General features: G+C 71.0%; 13 protein-coding genes. 6 read left to right on the top strand and 7 right to left on the bottom strand.

Annotation, left to right across the window (positions count from 1 at the left end):
- The coding region (gene dnaE, locus ACFYXC_RS04455; protein WP_389546674.1) for a DNA polymerase III subunit alpha at nucleotides 1-1,292 on the bottom strand (1,292 nt) is incomplete at its 3' end.
- A 247-nt stretch (nucleotides 1,293-1,539) separates the two neighbouring features.
- On the opposite strand from dnaE, the gene ACFYXC_RS04450 reads away from it, so the two are divergent.
- The 4 genes from ACFYXC_RS04450 to ACFYXC_RS04435 all read left to right on the top strand — a co-directional run bounded on the left by ACFYXC_RS04450 (nucleotide 1,540) and on the right by ACFYXC_RS04435 (nucleotide 6,230).
- On the top strand, nucleotides 1,540-2,868 hold the full coding sequence (locus ACFYXC_RS04450) for a DUF2252 domain-containing protein (protein ID WP_388919710.1): 1,329 nt from the start codon (nucleotides 1,540-1,542) through the stop codon (nucleotides 2,866-2,868).
- A 68-nt stretch (nucleotides 2,869-2,936) separates the two neighbouring features.
- A complete protein-coding gene (locus tag ACFYXC_RS04445; RefSeq protein ID WP_388919707.1) occupies nucleotides 2,937-3,620 on the top strand; it encodes a hypothetical protein in 684 nt (227 codons plus the stop codon).
- Nucleotides 3,621-3,664: 44 nt separating this feature from the next.
- Nucleotides 3,665-4,465 carry a DsbA family protein gene (locus tag ACFYXC_RS04440; RefSeq protein WP_389546669.1) on the top strand — a complete coding sequence of 267 codons (801 nt, stop codon included), beginning with the start codon at nucleotides 3,665-3,667 and terminating at the stop codon, nucleotides 4,463-4,465.
- 106 nt (nucleotides 4,466-4,571) lie between these two features.
- Nucleotides 4,572-6,230, top strand: coding sequence for an alkaline phosphatase D family protein (locus ACFYXC_RS04435; protein ID WP_389546666.1), 1,659 nt, complete (start codon nucleotides 4,572-4,574; stop codon nucleotides 6,228-6,230).
- Between the two features lie 53 nt (nucleotides 6,231-6,283).
- On the opposite strand, the gene ACFYXC_RS04430 is transcribed toward ACFYXC_RS04435, so the two are convergent.
- Entirely contained in the window at nucleotides 6,284-6,853 is a 570-nt protein-coding gene (locus ACFYXC_RS04430; protein ID WP_388919698.1) for a dienelactone hydrolase family protein, read from the bottom strand.
- Between the two features lie 112 nt (nucleotides 6,854-6,965).
- On the opposite strand from ACFYXC_RS04430, the gene ACFYXC_RS04425 reads away from it, so the two are divergent.
- Nucleotides 6,966-8,090: a mechanosensitive ion channel family protein gene (locus ACFYXC_RS04425; protein ID WP_389546663.1), complete on the top strand. Its 1,125-nt coding sequence runs from the start codon at nucleotides 6,966-6,968 to the stop codon at nucleotides 8,088-8,090.
- Nucleotides 8,091-8,107: 17 nt separating this feature from the next.
- Here ACFYXC_RS04425 and ACFYXC_RS04420 read toward each other — a convergent pair whose 3' ends face one another.
- From ACFYXC_RS04420 to ACFYXC_RS04400, 5 genes are all read right to left on the bottom strand, one after another.
- Nucleotides 8,108-9,694 (bottom strand): Na+/H+ antiporter, encoded by a 1,587-nt coding sequence (locus ACFYXC_RS04420; protein ID WP_388919692.1) that lies wholly within the window; start codon nucleotides 9,692-9,694, stop codon nucleotides 8,108-8,110.
- 185 nt (nucleotides 9,695-9,879) lie between these two features.
- A complete protein-coding gene (locus ACFYXC_RS04415; RefSeq protein ID WP_389546660.1) occupies nucleotides 9,880-10,374 on the bottom strand; it encodes a GNAT family N-acetyltransferase in 495 nt (164 codons plus the stop codon).
- Nucleotides 10,371-11,315: an RluA family pseudouridine synthase gene (locus ACFYXC_RS04410; RefSeq protein ID WP_388919686.1), complete on the bottom strand. Its 945-nt coding sequence runs from the start codon at nucleotides 11,313-11,315 to the stop codon at nucleotides 10,371-10,373. The genes ACFYXC_RS04415 and ACFYXC_RS04410 overlap by 4 nt, the downstream gene beginning before the upstream one ends.
- A 70-nt stretch (nucleotides 11,316-11,385) precedes the next feature.
- On the bottom strand, nucleotides 11,386-11,961 hold the full coding sequence (gene lspA / locus ACFYXC_RS04405; RefSeq protein WP_389546657.1) for a signal peptidase II: 576 nt from the start codon (nucleotides 11,959-11,961) through the stop codon (nucleotides 11,386-11,388).
- Nucleotides 11,962-12,080: 119 nt separating this feature from the next.
- Nucleotides 12,081-12,776: a TraR/DksA family transcriptional regulator gene (locus tag ACFYXC_RS04400; protein ID WP_388919680.1), complete on the bottom strand. Its 696-nt coding sequence runs from the start codon at nucleotides 12,774-12,776 to the stop codon at nucleotides 12,081-12,083.
- 616 nt (nucleotides 12,777-13,392) lie between these two features.
- On the opposite strand from ACFYXC_RS04400, the gene ileS reads away from it, so the two are divergent.
- Complete coding sequence (ileS, locus tag ACFYXC_RS04395) at nucleotides 13,393-16,581, top strand: isoleucine--tRNA ligase (protein ID WP_389546654.1); 3,189 nt, start codon at nucleotides 13,393-13,395, stop codon at nucleotides 16,579-16,581.
- Nucleotides 16,582-16,662: the final 81 nt, after the last annotated feature.

Below are 16,662 nucleotides of genomic sequence, written 5' to 3'. Positions count from 1 at the left end.
ATCACCTCGACGCGCCTGCGCTCGTCGAAGTCGATGTCGACGTCGGGCATGGAGACGCGCTCGGGGTTGAGGAACCGCTCGAAGATCAGGCCGTGCGGGATGGGGTCGAGGTCGGTGATGCCCATGGCGTACGCGACGATCGAGCCGGCCGCGGAGCCACGGCCGGGGCCGACCGCGATGCCCTGCTTCTTGGCCCACATGATGAAGTCGGCGACGACGAGGAAGTACCCCGGGAACCCCATCTGGATGATGACGTCCATCTCGTACTCGGCCTGCTTCTGGCGGTCGTCGGGGACGCCGCCGGGGAAGCGGCGCGCCATGCCGCGGCGCACCTCCTCCTGGAACCAGGTGACCTCGGTGAAGCCCTCGGGGATGTCGAACTTCGGCATGAGGTTCTTCGCCTCGAACATGCCGGTCGTGTCGATCTGCTCGGCCACCAGGAGGGTGTTCGCGCACCCCTCCTGCCAGGCGTCCGAGGAGTCGACGGCGTACATCTCGTCCGTCGTCTTCAGGTAGTAACCGGTCCCGTCGAAGCGGAAGCGGTCCGGGTCGGAGAGGTTCTTGCCCGTCTGGATGCACAGCAGCGCGTCGTGCGCGGTCGCCTCGTGCGCGTACGTGTAGTGCGAGTCGTTCGTCACCAGGGGCGGGATGCCCAGCTTCTTGCCGACCCGCAGCAGGTCCTCGCGGACCCTGCTCTCGATCTCGATGCCGTGGTCCATCAGCTCCAGGAAGTACCGGTCCTTGCCGAAGATGTCCTGGTACTCGGCGGCCGACTTCAGCGCCTCGTCGAACTGGCCCAGGCGCAGCCGCGTCTGCAGCTCACCGGAGGGGCAGCCCGTGGAGGCGATCAGGCCCTCGGACCACTGGGAGATGGTCTCCTTGTCCATGCGGGGCCACTTCTGCAGCCAGCCCTCGGCGTACGCGTCCGAGGAGAGCTTGAAGAGGTTGTGCAGCCCCGTCTTGTTCGCCGCCCAGATCGTCTTGTGGGTGTAACCGCCGGAGCCGGAGACGTCGTCGCGCTTCTGGTGCGGCTGGCCCCACTTGATCTTGCGCTTGTTGCGCCGGGACTCGGGGGCGACGTACGCCTCGATGCCGATGATCGGCGTGACGCCCGCCTTCTTGGCCGAGTGGAAGAAGTCGTACGCCCCGTGGAGGTTGCCGTGGTCGGACATCGCGATGTGCGTCATGCCCATCTCGTTGCACGCGTCGAACATGTCCTTGAGCCGCGCGGCACCGTCCAGCAGCGAGTACTGGGTGTGGACGTGCAGGTGCGTGAACGGCGGCTTCGACACGGTTTCGGCCTCCAAGAAGAACTGGCGTCGACGGGCTCCCGACAGGCTGCGGACAGTCTGGGGGACAGCGACGAAGTCTATGCCTGAGCACTGACACGAGGAGGCCCCTCCCCCGTACCTTCGTGCGGGGGAAACGGGCACTCCCGCGAACCTCCGTCCGTTGGACGGTGACGGAGACATCCGTTCCGCCGGGCGGCACGTTCCGCCCCCCATGTCATGCACCACCTGCACCAGGAGGCACCCAGCGATGTCGGTTCCGCAGCTCAGCGCCGAGCAGCGCGGCGAACAGATCCTCGCCGTATTCGATACCGCGTTCGGCGATCTGCTGGCCGCCGATCCGGCCGCGTTCCGGGTGAAGTTCCGGAAGATGGCGGCCTCCGCGTTCGCGTTCTACCGCGGGACGGCCAACCTCTTCTACCACGACCTGGACGAGGAGAAGAGCGGCGGACCGTACCTGGACGAGCGCACCTCGCGGGTGTGGATCCACGGCGACCTGCACGCGGAGAACTTCGGCACCTACATGGACGCCCAGGGCCGCCTGATCTTCAACGTGAACGACTTCGACGAGGCGTACGTCGGCCCCTTCACCTGGGACCTCAAGCGCCTCGCGGCCTCGGTGGCCCTGATCGGCTACGCGAAGGCGCTGAGCGACGAGCAGATCACCTCCCTCGTCCGGACGTACGCGGCGGCCTACCGCGAGCGCATCCACGCCCTCGCGACGGGCGCCAAGAGCGACGAGGTGCCGCCCTTCACGCTGGACACCGCGCAGGGCCCGCTCATCGACGTCCTGCGGGACGCGCGCTCGCTGACCCGCTTCGGGCTGCTGGAGTCGATGACCGAGATCCGCGACTTCGAGCGCCGCTTCGCGCCGGGCGGCGGCTCCATCGAGCTGGACGCGGCCACCCGCTACAAGGTGCTGGCCGCTTTCGACGGCTATCTGGAGACGCTGCCGGAGTCGTCCCTCGACCGCCCGGACTCGTACCGGGTGAAGGACGTCGTGGGCCGCCGGGGCATCGGCATCGGCTCGGCCGGGCTGCCCTCGTACAACATCCTGCTGGAGGGCGCCACCGACGCCCTGGAGAACGATGTGGTGATCTACATCAAGCAGGCCCAGACCCCGGCCGTCTCGCGGCACATCACGGACCCCGCGATCCGCGACTACTTCCAGCACGAGGGCCACCGCACGGTGATCTCCCAGCGCGCCCTCCAGGCGCACGCCGACCCGTGGCTGGGCTGGACCGAGCTGGACGGCGCGGGCCAGCTGGTCGCCGAGGTCTCGCCGTACGCGGTCGATCTGGACTGGGGCGACATCGACGACCCGGAGGAGATCGCGGCGGTCGTCGCCGATCTCGGCCGGGCCACCGCCACGATGCACGCCGCGGCGGACGACGAGAGCGGCCACTCGGAGCTGGTGCCGTTCTCCACGGAGCGCGCCATCGACGCGGCGATCGCGGGCGACGAGGACAGCTTCGGCGACCTCCTCGTGGACTTCGCCCACGAGTACGGCGCCCGCGCGCGACGCGACCACCAGATCTTCGTGGACCTGTTCCGTAACGGTCGGATTCCGGGTCTGTAGCCGTCCGGACACCCACAGGAACCCTTTAGGGGTCCCTTACAGGAGTACGTGACAGACTCTTCCCCGCTATGGACATATCCGGGACCCAGCTCAGAACCGTGCGCGCGGCGCTGTTCACGGCACTGGTCGTGACGCTCAGCACCGCGTCGCACGTGCTGCTGTCCCGGGCCCCCCTGCCGCTGACCACCGTGGCCGCGCTCGCCGGCGCCGTCTTCGCCGTCGCGTACGCGCTGGCGGGCCGGGAGCGCGGCTTCGGACGGATCGCCGCCCTGCTCGTCCCGCTGGAGCTGGCCGCCGACACGCTGTTCACCGCGGGCCAGCACGCCTGTTACGGCGAGGCGGGCGGCCCGGTGACCGGCCCGCTGCGCTCGGTCGGCCTCGACGTGCTGTGCGGCGGCGAGGTCGGCGCCCCGCTGGCCCGGGTGACGGGCGGCGAGGCCACGCCCGCCGCGGCGCTGCTCGCGCAGGCCGACCCGGGCGCCGCCTGGCTGCTGCTCGGCGCGCACGTCGGCGTCGGTCTCCTCGCGGCGGCGTGGCTGCGCCGGGGCGAGCGGGCCCTGGCCCAGTTCGTGGACGCGGTCGCCGCCACCACCTTCCGCCCCCTGCTGGTCGCGGTCGCCGCGGTGACCGTCCACCGCACCCCGGCGCGCCGGCTGCCGCGGCCCACCCGCCGGGTCGCCGCCACGCGTACGCGGCTCCTCGTGCACTCCCTGGGACGGCGTGGACCGCCGTGCTCGGCCTTTGCCGCCTGAGCACACCAGTCCACGTACACCTGCCATCACCACGGAGAACGATCATGAGCAAGAGGAACAGCCAGGCCGCGAAGTCGGCGGCCCGTGAGCGGCTGCGCGTCGAGCGCGAGCGCCAGGCCAAGCGCGACAGGGCCAAGCGGCAGCTCGTCGTCGCCGGTTCGATCGTCGCGGTCCTCGCGATAGCCGGCGGCATCGGTTACGCCGTCGTCCAGAACGGTGAGCCCTCGAAGTGGGACGAGGCCGCCGACGCGAAGGTCGTCGCACCCGCCAACACCAGCGGCAAGAACGGCACGACGATCGTCGTCGGGGACTCCAGGACCGACAACACGGTCCACCTCTACGAGGACCCGCGCTGCCCGGCCTGCGCCTCCTTCGAGCAGACCGTCGGCGAGACCGTCAACAAGGGCATGGAGGACGGCGACTACAAGCTCGCCTTCACCCTCGGCACGTTCCTGGACGGGAATCTCGGCGGCGAGGGCTCGAAGAACGGCGTGAGCGCGCTCGGCGCCGCGCTGAACGTCAGCCCGGAAGCCTTCCTGGAGTACAAGACCGCCCTGTACTCGGCGAAGTACCACCCGGAGGAGACGAAGGACGACCTCGCCAAGGACGACTACCTGATCAAGGTGGCGGACACGGTGGACGCACTGAAGGGCAACAAGAAGTTCCAGGACGCCGTCGAGAAGGGCACGTACGACGCCTGGGCGATGAAGATGAGCAAGGCGTTCGACGACTCCAAGGGCGTCGACTCGACGCCGACCATCAAGATCAACGACAAGGTGATCACGAACCCCAGCACGGTCGCCGAGTGGCAGAAGGCCCTCAAGGACGCAGGCGTCACCAAGTAGCGGAGGACGGCGCGGGGCCTCGGGGCGGGTGAACTCCTGCGAGTTCGCCCGCCCTTCATGTCCGCCGTCTTACCAAGGGTCCTACCGCTCAGTAATCTGATCCGCCGTGACCAGTCGCATCAGATCCCACTCCAGCCCCGGCCTCCCCGCCCCGACCCGCCGTACGGTGGTCAAGGCGGCCGCGGCCACCGCCGCGCTCGGCGCCCCGCTCGCCGCCGCACTGCCGGCCCGCGCCGCCCAGGCCCCCGCGTTCCTGCACGGCGTCGCCTCCGGCGACCCGCTGCCGGACGGCATCCTGCTGTGGACCCGGGTGACGCCCGCGGACGACGCCACCCCCGGCTCCGGGCTCGGCCCGGACGTCCAGGTCGAGTGGACGGTGGCCACGGACAAGGCGTTCACGAACGTCGTCACCAAGGGCTCCACCACCGCGACCGCCGCCTCCGACCACACCGTCAAGGCGGACATCCGCGGTCTGCGGCCCGCCACGGACTACTGGTTCCGCTTCTCCAGCGGCGGCACCGACTCACCGGCCGGCCGCGCCCGCACGGCCCCCGCCCACGACGCGGCCGTGGCGGGGATGCGCTTCGGCGTGGTGTCCTGCGCCAACTGGGAGGCCGGCTACTTCTCCGCGTACCGGCATCTCGCCGCGCGCGGCGACCTGGACGCCTGGCTGCACCTGGGCGACTACATCTACGAGTACGGGACCGGCGAGTACGGCACGCGGGACACCGTCGTACGCCCGCACGCGCCGGCGCACGAGATCGTCACCCTCGCCGACTACCGGACCCGGCACGGACGTTACAAGACGGACCCCGACCTCCAGGCCCTGCACGCCGCCGCGCCGGTCATCGCGATCTGGGACGACCACGAGTTCGCCAACGACACGTGGTCGGGCGGCGCCGAGAACCACACCGAGGGCGCCGAGGGCGCCTGGTCCGCCCGGCAGTCGGCCGCCAGGCAGGCGTACTTCGAGTGGATGCCGGTCCGGCCCGCGATCGAGGGGACCACCTACCGGCGGCTGCGCTTCGGCAGGCTCGCCGACCTCTCGCTGCTCGACCTGCGCTCGTACCGCTCGCAGCAGGTCTCCACGGGCGACGGCTCGGTGGACGACCCGGACCGTACGCTCACCGGCCGGGCCCAGCTCGACTGGCTGAAGACGGGCCTGCGCACCTCCGACACCAGCTGGCGGCTGGTCGGCAACTCGGTGATGATCGCCCCCTTCGCCATCGGCTCGCTCTCCGCCGAACTCCTCAAGCCCCTCGCGGAGCTGCTCGGCCTGCCCAAGGAGGGCCTCGCCCTCAACACCGACCAGTGGGACGGCTACACCGACGACCGCCGCGAACTCCTCGCACACCTGCGGGACAACGCGATCCGCAACACGGTCTTCCTCACCGGCGACATCCACATGGCCTGGGCCAACGACGTGCCCCTCGACGCCGGTACGTATCCGCTGTCGGCCTCCGCCGCCACCGAGTTCGTCGTCACGTCGGTGACCTCCGACAACCTCGACGACATCATCAAGGTCCCCGAGGGCACGGTCTCCGCGCTGGCGTCACCGGTGATCCGGGCCGCCAACCGGCACGTCCACTGGGTCGACACCGACCGGCACGGCTACGGCGTCCTGGACCTCACCGCCGAGCGGGCGCAGATGGACTACTACGTCCTCTCCGACCGTACGTCCACCAACGCGACGGCGTCCTGGGCCCGTTCGTACCGCACGCGCAGCGGCACGCAGAAGGTCGAGCGGACGTACGACCCGGTCTGATCCGCCGCCCGGCACCGGCCGCCGACCAGCGGCCGCCGGCAACGGGCAGCCGGCTACAGCGTCTCGAGGAAGCCGAGTGCCACCCGCCAGGTGGCCTCGGCGGCCTCCTCGTCGTAGTCCGGCAGACCGGGGTCGGTGTAGAGGTGCCCGGCGCCCGCGTACCGGTAGATCTCGACGTCCGCCCCCGCCTTCCCCATCTGCAGGTACCAGGCGGTCAGCCAGTCGTCGGGCTCGAAGGCGTCCGGCTCGGCGACGTGCAGCTGGACCGGCAGCTCGTCCACGGAGGCGTTCTCCGCGATGTCGGACGTGCCGTGCAGGAGCAGCAGCCCGCGCGCCTTGTCGTCGCCGAGCGCCAGGGTCTGCGCGGTGGCCGCGCCCAGCGAGAACCCCGCGTACACGAGCCCCCGTTCCGAGTAGGGCGCCGCGGCCAGGATGGCGCGCTTGAGCAGCTCGTCCTTGCCCAGTTCGTCCTTGAAGTCCCTGCCCTCCTCCACGGTCTCGAAGACGCGCCCGTCGAAGAGGTCGGGCGTCCACACCTCGTGTCCGGCCGCACGCAGCCGGTCCGCCGCGTCCCGCACCGCGGGCCGCAGACCGTAGGTCGAATGGAAGAGCATGATGTTCATGGAGCCATGGTGCCAGCCGCGGCTTGGACGCCCGCCGGGAAGGCGCGGGGGGGGGCAGATATGACCAGGGTTACAGGTTAAGGACCCCCGTCGGCCGGTTACGGTCGAAGGCATGGAGAACGTGCTTCGCCCGCTGATCGTGATCGGCGGCTCCGTCGTACTCACGCTGCTGGTCGGCTGGATCGCCGACCTGCTGCTGCGACGCGCCGATCAACGCCACCCAGGGGTCCCGCTGTGGGGCCTGCTGCGCCGCTGCCGTCTTCCGCTGCAGTTCGCGATGGGCGCGGCGCTGCTGAGAGGATCGTACGACGAGGCCGAACTCACCAAGGAGCACTCCGCGGGGGTCGGCCACATACTGACCCTGGTCCTCATCGGTTCCGCGGCATGGCTGCTGGTGCGCATCGCGACGGCGATCGTCGACTCCACGTACTCCCGGTACGCCAACGCCCACCGCGATCCGGCCAGGGTCCGCCGCGTCCGTACGCAGGTGGCGCTGATCCAGCGGGTGGTCTCCGCGATCGTCGGTGTGGTGGCGGTGGCCGCCATGCTGCTGACCTTCCCCACGATGCGCGCGGCCGGCGCCTCCCTGCTCGCCTCGGCCGGCATCCTCGGCATCGTCGCCGGTGTGGCCGCGCAGTCCACGCTCGCCAACATGTTCGCCGGGTTCCAGATCGCGTTCGGCGACATGGTGCGGCTCGGTGACACGGTGGTGGTGAACGGGGAGTGGGGCACGGTCGACGAGATCACGCTCACCTTCCTGACCGTCCGCACCTGGGACGAGCGCCGGTTCACCATGCCGGTGTCGTACTTCACGTCGCAGCCGTTCGAGAACTGGTCCCGCGGCGGTGTGCAGATGACCGGCACGGTCTTCTTCCACCTGGACCACAGCGCGCCGGTGGAGCTGATGCGCGACAAGCTGCGCGACATCCTCCGCGAGTGCCCCGCCTGGGACGGACGTGACTACGGTCTCGCCGTCACCGACTCCACGCCCAGCACGATGGAGGTGCGCGCGCTGGTCACCGCGAAGGACGCGGACGACGTCTGGACGGTCCGGGTCACGGTCCGCGAGCAGATGCTCCGCTGGCTGACCGCCCACCACCCGTACGCGCTGCCCCGCGTCAACACGGCCGAGGCGATCCTCCCCCCGGGCGCCGTCCACCCCAACGGCACCGAGAACCACCGCCCCCGCAGCATGCGCGCCCGCATGACGGAACCCCCGCGCACCGGCAGGGGCTGACCCGGCAGAACAGAGGACTACCGCAGACTGCGCACGTCGAGGTGCCGCAGCACCCGGTCCACCACCTCGGGATCGGCCCCCGCCTCGCTCCGCGCGGCGAGCACCTCGTGCCGGGCGGCCGACAGCATCTCCCCCTGGATGCGCCGCACCCGCCTGATCCGCCGAGCCCGCTGCTCGTGCGCCTCGCGCCGCTCGTCCTCCCCCATGTCGGGACTGATCCGGTACCCGATGTCGAACGCCCGCCGCAGCAACTGCTCGGTGAGCTCCTCGGACAGGTCCTCGCTCTCCCCGATCTCCCTGAGCCGCTGCTTCGCCGCGGTGGCCGCCCGCACGGCCAGTGCCCTCTCGAAGTCCTTCTCCCGGTCGGTGTCGGCCTGCACGCCCAGCCTGCGGACCAGCCACGGCAGGCTCAGCCCCTGCACCACGAGCGTCGCCATGATCACCCCGAACGCGATGAAGATCATCTCGTCCCGCTGCGGGAACGGCTCCCCGTTCTCCATCTCCAGCGGGATGGCCAGCGCGAGCGCGACGGACGCCACCCCGCGCATCCCGGCCCACCACATGACGACGGTCTCCCGCCAGGTCGTCGGGATGTCCTCGTCCCGGTCCCGCCTCGCGTGCATCCGCTGGGTCAGCCAGGTGGCGGGCAGCAGCCACGCCAGGCGTACGAGCACGACGACCCCCACGATCGCGGCGGCCCAGCCGAGCATCTCCCCCCACCGCCCCGAGGCCGTCCTGATGGCGTTGTGCAGCTCCAGTCCGATGAGCCCGAACGCCACCCCGGTGACCAGCGTGTCGACGATGTTCCAGAACGTGTGCCCGGCGAGCCTCGTCATGACGTCGTCGGCGTCGTTCGCGTACTCCGCCAGGAACAGCGCCGTGGTGAGGACCGCGAGGACGCCGGACCCGTGCAGCTCCTCGGCCAGCACGTACGAGGCGTACGGCACGAGCAGGGTCAGCCCGATCTGCAGGGTCGGGTCCCCGAGGTAGTCCAGCAGCCGGTTCGCGCCCCAGCCGAGGGCGAACCCCACGGCGAGGGCGACGACGGCGGACAGCAGGAAGTCGAGGGCGGCACCCGGCAGCGAGAAGGAGCCGCTGATCGCGGCGGCGATGGCGACGTGGTAGAGCACGATCGCCGTCACGTCGTTGAACAGCCCCTCGCCCTCCAGGATCGACACCAGCCGGCGCGGCAGCCCGAGCTGCCCCGCGACGGCGGTCGCCGCGACCGGGTCGGGCGGCGCCACCAGCGCGCCCAGCGCCACGGCGGCGGCGATCGGCAGTCCGGGCACGACCGCGTGGGCGACCCCGGCGACGACCGCGGTGGTGACGAACACCAGGGCCACGGCGAGCAGGAAGATCGGCCGTTTGTTGGCGGTGAACTGCCGCCAGGAGGTACGCCGTACGGCGGCGTAGAGCAGCGGGGGCAGCAGCGCGGGCAGGATCAGCTCGGGCGGGATGTCCACGTTGGGCACGAAGTGGAGGAGGGCCAGCACGATCCCGAGCAGGGTCATCAGCACCGGCGAGGGCAGCCCCAGCCGGTCCCCCAGCGGGACACTCACGACGGCCCCGAGCAACAGGACGAACAGCAGGGCCAACTGGTCCACGGTCGGGGCTCCAGGGTCTGGTCGGTCGGAAGGGTCCAGACCTCAAGCGTGCCACCGCAACCCGAATCCACACGTGACCGCCCCGACAACCCCGCCCCACCAGGAGCGCCCGTCAGGGGCGCGGGGAACTGCGCGGCAAGCCCCCACCGCCGTGCACCCGACGGCACCCCCGAGCCACCCGAAGCCTAGAAACGGTGCCGCATCGCCAGATGCGGAATCCCGGCGTCAGGGAACTCCGCCCCGTACGCCACATACCCCAGCCGCTCGTAGAACCCCACCGCGTGCGTCTGCGCGTGCAGGTCCATCTCCGTCAGCCCGCGCGCGCGGGCCGCGTCCTCGATGCCCCGCACGAGCGCGACCCCGACGCCGAGCCCCCGCGCGGCCCGCACGACGGCGAGCCGCCCCAGGGATCCGACACCGGGGTCCCCGTCGTTCTTCGCGGCGGCCGCCGCCCCGTACAGCAGCCGTCCCGCGCCGAGTGGCTCACCGTCCTCGCGCACGGCGAGCACATGCACGGCACCGGCGTCGTACGTGTCGTACTCGAGGTCCTCGGGAACCCGCTGTTCGACGACGAAGACCTCCTTGCGCACGGCGAAGCACGCCTCGCGGTCGGCGGGGTCCTCGGCGACCCGCACCACGTACGACGACGGGCTCGTCGACGGGCGCACCGACGGACTCATGCGTTGCTTTCCTCCCGTACGCGGTCCAGCGCCTTCTGCAGGTCCTCGGGGTAGTCGCAGGCGAACTCGACCCACTGCCCGTCCCCGGGGTGCTCGAAGCCGAGCCGTACCGCCTGCAGCCACTGGCGGGTGAGGCCGAGCCGCTTGGCGAGCGTCGGGTCGGCGCCGTACGTCAGGTCACCGACGCAGGGGTGCCGGTGGGCCGACATGTGGACGCGGATCTGGTGCGTGCGCCCGGTCTCCAGCTTGATGTCGAGCAGCGAGGCCGCGCGGAACGCCTCGATCAGGTCGTAGTGCGTCACGGAGGGCTTGCCCTCGGCGGTGACCGCCCACTTGTAGTCGTGGTTCGGGTGCCGCCCGATGGGCGCGTCGATGGTGCCGCTGGTCGGGTCGGGGTGGCCCTGCACGAGCGCGTGGTACCGCTTGTCGACCGTGCGCTCCTTGAACTGGCGCTTGAGCGACGTGTACGCGTACTCCGACTTGGCCACCACCATCAGGCCCGAGGTGCCCACGTCCAGGCGGTGCACGATGCCCTGGCGCTCGGCGGCGCCCGAGGTGGAGATGCGGTACCCGGCGGCGGCGAGACCGCCGATCACGGTCGGTCCCGACCAGCCGGGGCTGGGGTGCGCGGCGACCCCGACCGGCTTGACGATCACGACCACGTCGTCGTCGTCGTGGACGATCTCCATGCCCTCGACGGGCTCGGCGACGATCTGCACGGGCGGGGCGGCCTGCGGCATCTCCACCTCCAGCCAGGCGCCGCCGTGCACCCGCTCGGACTTCCCGACCACCGAGCCGTCGACCGTGACCTTCCCCGCCGCGGCGAGCTCGGCGGCCTTCGTACGGGAGAAGCCGAACATGCGGGAGATGGCGGCGTCGACACGCTCGCCCTCCAGGCCGTCGGGCACGGGCAGGGTACGGATATCGGGAACGGTACTCACCCGTCGAGTATGCCGGACGGCCCGGACACCGCCGCACCGCAGCCCGTGCGCCCGGCCCCTGCCCGCGCGCTCAGTCCTTGTGGACGGTGCCGTCCGGGTCCAGGCCCCGGAAGGAGAGCAGCACGATCAGGATGCCGCCGCAGACGATCGCGGAGTCGGCGAGGTTGAAGACCGCGAAGTGCTTGGGTGCGATGAAGTCGACGACCGCTCCCTCGAAGACGCCCGGTGAACGGAAGATCCGGTCGGTGAGGTTGCCGAGCGCGCCGCCGAGGAGCAGGCCGAGCGCGACGGCCCACGGCAGGCTGTAGAGCTTGCGGGCGAGGCGGGCGATGACCACGATCACGGCCGCGGCGATCACCGTGAAGATGATCGTGAACGCCTCGCCGAAGCCGAAGGCCGCGCCCGCGTTGCGGATCGCCTCGAACCGCAGCCAGTCCCCGATGATCTCGACCGGCTCGTGGTGCTCCAGCTTCGCGACCACGATCAGCTTGCTGATCAGGTCCAGCGCGTACGCCAGGACGGCGACCGTGAAGAGCACCGCGATCCGGCGCCTGCCCCTGGGCGCCCCGGGCTGCTCCGGCCCGGCACCCGCCGCGTCCGCGTCCGGAGTGTCCGGCGTACCGATGATGCGCTCCGCCTCTGCCACGTGAGTCCCTCAACCTAGGTGCCTGACTGAGCACGAGGGTACGGCACGGTCCGCCGCGGACGGCCGCCCAGGAGGCACACCGGGCGGATCGGTGTCCGATCGACGGAAGGCCGGTGAAGTCAGTAGCGGCGCTCCTGCTTCTGCTTGCACTCGACGCACAGGGTGGCGCGCGGGAACGCCTGCACACGGGCCTTGCCGATGGGGTTGCCGCAGTTCTCGCAGAGCCCGTACGTGCCCGCGTCCAGGCGCTCCAGGGCGCGTTCGGTCTGCTCCAGCATCTCGCGGGCGTTGGCGGCGAGCGCCATCTCGCTCTCGCGCGTGATGTTCTTGGTGCCGGTGTCCGCCTGGTCGTCGCCCGCGCCGTCCCCGGAGTCACGCATCAGGCCCACCAGGGACTCCTCGGAGCGCGTGATCTCGGTGCGCAGCCGCAGCGCCTCGGAGAGCAGTCCCGTGCGGGCCTCCTCGACCTCCTCGGGCGTCCACGGGTCCTCGCCGGGGCGTACCGCGAGCTCGCCGGGTTCCGCCGCGGCCACCCGCGCCTTGGGAACCGCCGTGGGCTTGTCCGCCGCTTCGGCCGTGCCAGGGGTCTTCTTCGCAACCACCGTCGTGGCTCCCGTCGTCTCGGCGGCCTGGGCCGCTCCCTCGGCCGCGGAGGCGACCGCCTTCTTGGCCGTGCGTGTGCCCTTCCTGCCCTTGGCCCCGCCCCCCGCAACCTTCTTGGCGACGGCCTTCTTCGCGACGGACTTCCCGGTCCCGGCGGCCCCTGTGGTTCTGCCGGACGCCGACTGCTGTGCGGCGGTCTTCTTCGCCACCATGGCCGCGGCCCCTTCACATTCTGTGACCTTGCACGCGAATCGTGCTGGGACGATAAATCGACTTCAGTCCCGCGGCAACGGGGCACGCCGTGCGGTCCCCCCGCCCCGCGCGTACCGCACAGCGAGTCTGCAAGCGTTGTGCCCAGCTCCCCGCCCGGTAACCCGCCGGATCGGCCGTCCCAGGATGCGAACGCGGCGCCCCGGCATTCGGCTCAGTGCCCGCCTCCGCGGAGCAGCGCCGCCGCGCTCCCGTGCTCCGCCGGACCCCGGAGAACCGGGCTGCCGCCGCCCGCCCGGCGCCGTACACTGGGCGGAGCGAGAAGCGTGGATGGGGACGAGTAGCGGCGTACGCGGCCAAGAGCGACCCGGGGGCGGTGGGAGCCCGGGGGCGAGCGCGACGTGAAGATCACCCCGGAGCCGCCGGAAGAGGGCCGCAGCGAGTCAGCAGCGGCCGGTAGACCCGGCATCGCGACCTCAATGAGGGGGTTCACCGGCGCGCGGAAAGCGCCGAGGGGCCAAGGAGGGTGGTACCGCGGGAGCGCGCCGCACACGGCGTAGGTGACACACAGCTCTCGTCCCTCCGGACGGAAGGCAGAAGTCCGCCGGAGGAAGTTCGTTGGATACGCAGCCGAGTACACAGCCGCAGTACCGCCAGGTGCCCGCCCAGGTCGACCTGCCCGCCCTAGAGCACGCCGTGCTCGACTTCTGGCGCGAGCAGAAGATCTTCGCCAAGTCCCTGGAGCAGTCCGAGGGCCGCCCGGAGTGGGTGTTCTACGAGGGCCCGCCCACCGCCAACGGCATGCCGGGGGCCCACCACATCGAGGCGCGCGTCTTCAAGGACGTCTTCCCGCGCTTCCGCACCATGCGCGGCTACCACGTCGGCCGCAAGGCCGGCTGGGACTGCCACGGCCTCCCGGTGGAGCTGGCGGTCGAGAAGGAGCTCGGCTTCAGCGGCAAGAAGGACATCGAGGCGTACGGCATCGCCGAGTTCAACGCGAAGTGCCGTGAGTCCGTGACCCGCCACACCGACGCGTTCGAAGAGCTCACGACCCGCATGGGGTACTGGGCGGACCTCAACGACCCGTACCGGACGATGGACCCGGAGTACATCGAGTCCGTCTGGTGGTCGTTGAAGGAGATCTTCAACAAGGGGCTGCTGACCCAGGACCACCGCGTCGCCCCCTGGTGCCCGCGCTGCGGCACGGGCCTGTCCGACCACGAGCTGGCGCAGGGCTACGAGACGGTCGTCGACCCCTCGGTCTTCGTCCGCTTCCCGCTCACCTCCGGTCCGCTCGCGGGCGAGGCCGCACTCCTGGTGTGGACGACGACCCCGTGGACCCTGGTGTCCAACACGGCGGTGGCCGCGCACCCCGACGTGACGTACGTGGTCGCGACCGACGGCCGGGAGAAGCTCGTCGTCGCCGAGCCGCTCCTCGCGAAGGCCCTGGGCGAGGGCTGGGAGACCACCGGCGAGACCTTCACGGGCGCCGAGATGGAGCGCTGGACGTACCAGCGCCCGTTCGAGCTCGTCGAGTTCCCGAAGGACGAGCCCGCCCACTACGTGGTCAACGCCGAGTACGTGACCACCGAGGACGGTACGGGTCTGGTCCACCAGTCCCCCGCCTTCGGTGAGGACGACCTCAAGGTCTGCCGCGCGTACGGGCTCCCCGTCGTGAACCCCGTGCGCCCGGACGGCACCTTCGAGGAGGACGTCCCCCTGGTGGGCGGTGTCTTCTTCAAGAAGGCCGACGAGCAGCTCACGGAGGACCTCCAGGAGCGCGGGCTGCTCTTCCGGCACGTCCCGTACGAGCACAGCTACCCGCATTGCTGGCGCTGCCACACCGCGCTCCTCTACTACGCGCAGCCCTCCTGGTACATCCGCACCACGGCCGTCAAGGACCGGCTCCTGGAGGAGAACGAGAAGACCAACTGGTTCCCCGACTCGGTCAAGAACGGCCGCTACGGCGACTGGCTGAACAACAACATCGACTGGGCGCTGTCCCGCAACCGCTACTGGGGCACGCCGCTGCCGATCTGGCGCTGCGAGGACGACCACCTCACCGTGGTCGGCTCCCGCGCGGAGCTCACCGAACTGACCGGCAGCGACCAGTCTGAGCTCGACCCGCACCGCCCGTTCATCGACGACGTCACCTTCGCCTGCCCGCAGGGCGGGAAGACACCGTGCGGGAAGACGGCCACGCGCGTGCCGGAGGTCATCGACGCCTGGTACGACTCGGGTTCGATGCCGTTCGCGCAGTGGGGCTACCCGTACAAGAACAAGGAGCTCTTCGAGAGCCGCTATCCGGCGCAGTTCATCTCGGAGGCCATCGACCAGACGCGTGGGTGGTTCTACACGCTGATGGCCGTCGGCACGCTCGTCTTCGACAGGTCCAGTTACGAGAACGTGGTCTGCCTCGGCCACATCCTCGCCGAGGACGGCCGCAAGATGTCCAAGCACCTGGGCAACATCCTGCAGCCGATCCCGCTGATGGACCAGCACGGAGCGGACGCCGTGCGGTGGTTCATGGCGGCCGGCGGTTCCCCCTGGGCGGCCCGACGGGTGGGCCACGGCACCATCCAGGAGGTCGTCCGCAAGACGCTCCTGACGTACTGGAACACGGTCGCCTTCCAGGCCCTGTACGCGCGCACGGCGGGCTGGGCGCCCAGCGGGGCCGACCCGGCCCCGGCGGACCGCCCGGTCCTCGACCGCTGGCTGCTGTCCGAACTGCACGCGCTCACCGACCAGGTGACGCAGGCTCTGGAGGCGTACGACACCCAGCGCGCCGGCAAGCTGCTCTCGGCGTTCGTCGACGATCTGTCGAACTGGTACGTGCGCCGCTCGCGCCGCCGCTTCTGGCAGGGCGACAAGGCGGCGCTGCGCACCCTGCACGAGGTCGTCGAGACGGTCACACGCCTGATGGCCCCGCTGACCCCGTTCATCACCGAGCGGGTCTGGCAGGACCTCGTGGTGCCGGTGTCCGCCGGCGCCCCCGAGTCCGTGCACCTGTCGACCTGGCCGGAGGCGGACCTGTCCGCCATCGACCCGGAGCTGTCTCAGCAGATGGTGCTGGTACGCCGTCTCGTGGAGCTGGGCCGGGCCACGCGCGCGGAGTCGGGGATGAAGACCCGCCAGCCGCTGTCCCGCGCGCTGATCGCCGCGACCGGGTTCGGGTCGCTCGACCCGGAGTTGCACGCGCAGATCACGGAGGAGCTGAACGTGAGCTCGCTCGCGTCCCTCTCCGAGGTGGGCGGCTCGCTGGTCGACACGACGGCGAAGGCGAACTTCCGGGCCCTCGGCAAGCGGTTCGGCAAGGGCGTGCAGGCGGTGGCGAAGGCCGTCGCCGAGGCCGACGCGGCCGCGCTGTCGCTGGCCCTGCGCGAGGGCACGGCGTCGGTGGAGGTCGACGGCGAGGCCGTCACGCTCGCCCCGGACGAGGTGATCATCACAGAGACCCCGCGCGAGGGCTGGTCCGTCGCCTCGGACTCCGGCGCCACGGTCGCCCTCGACCTGGAGCTCACGGAGGAGCTGCGCCGGGCCGGCCTGGCCCGGGACGCCATCCGCCTGATCCAGGAGGCCCGCAAGAACAGTGGCCTGGACGTGGCCGACCGGATCGCCCTGCGGTGGACGTCCACGGACCCGAAGGTCGTGGAGGCGCTCACCGAGCACTCGGCCCTGATCTCCGACGAGGTGCTGGCCACGGTGTTCTCGAACGAGGACGGCGCCGGGACTGAGACGGACGACACATTCGGCGCCCCGTTCACGGACGAGCCGCTGTCGCTGACGTTCCGCCTGCGCAAGGCGTAGCAGCACGGCCGAAGGCCCGGGTCCACCGAGGGAATTCGGGGGCCCGGGCCTTCGGCGTGGTGTTCCGCGTACAGGTGCGCC

The organism is Streptomyces sp. NPDC002701, from assembly GCF_042889045.1.
Classification (GTDB): Bacteria; Actinomycetota; Actinomycetes; order Streptomycetales; family Streptomycetaceae; genus Streptomyces.
Note: the sequence above shows the minus strand (reverse complement) of the source record. Positions and strands in the feature narration are given on the sequence as shown.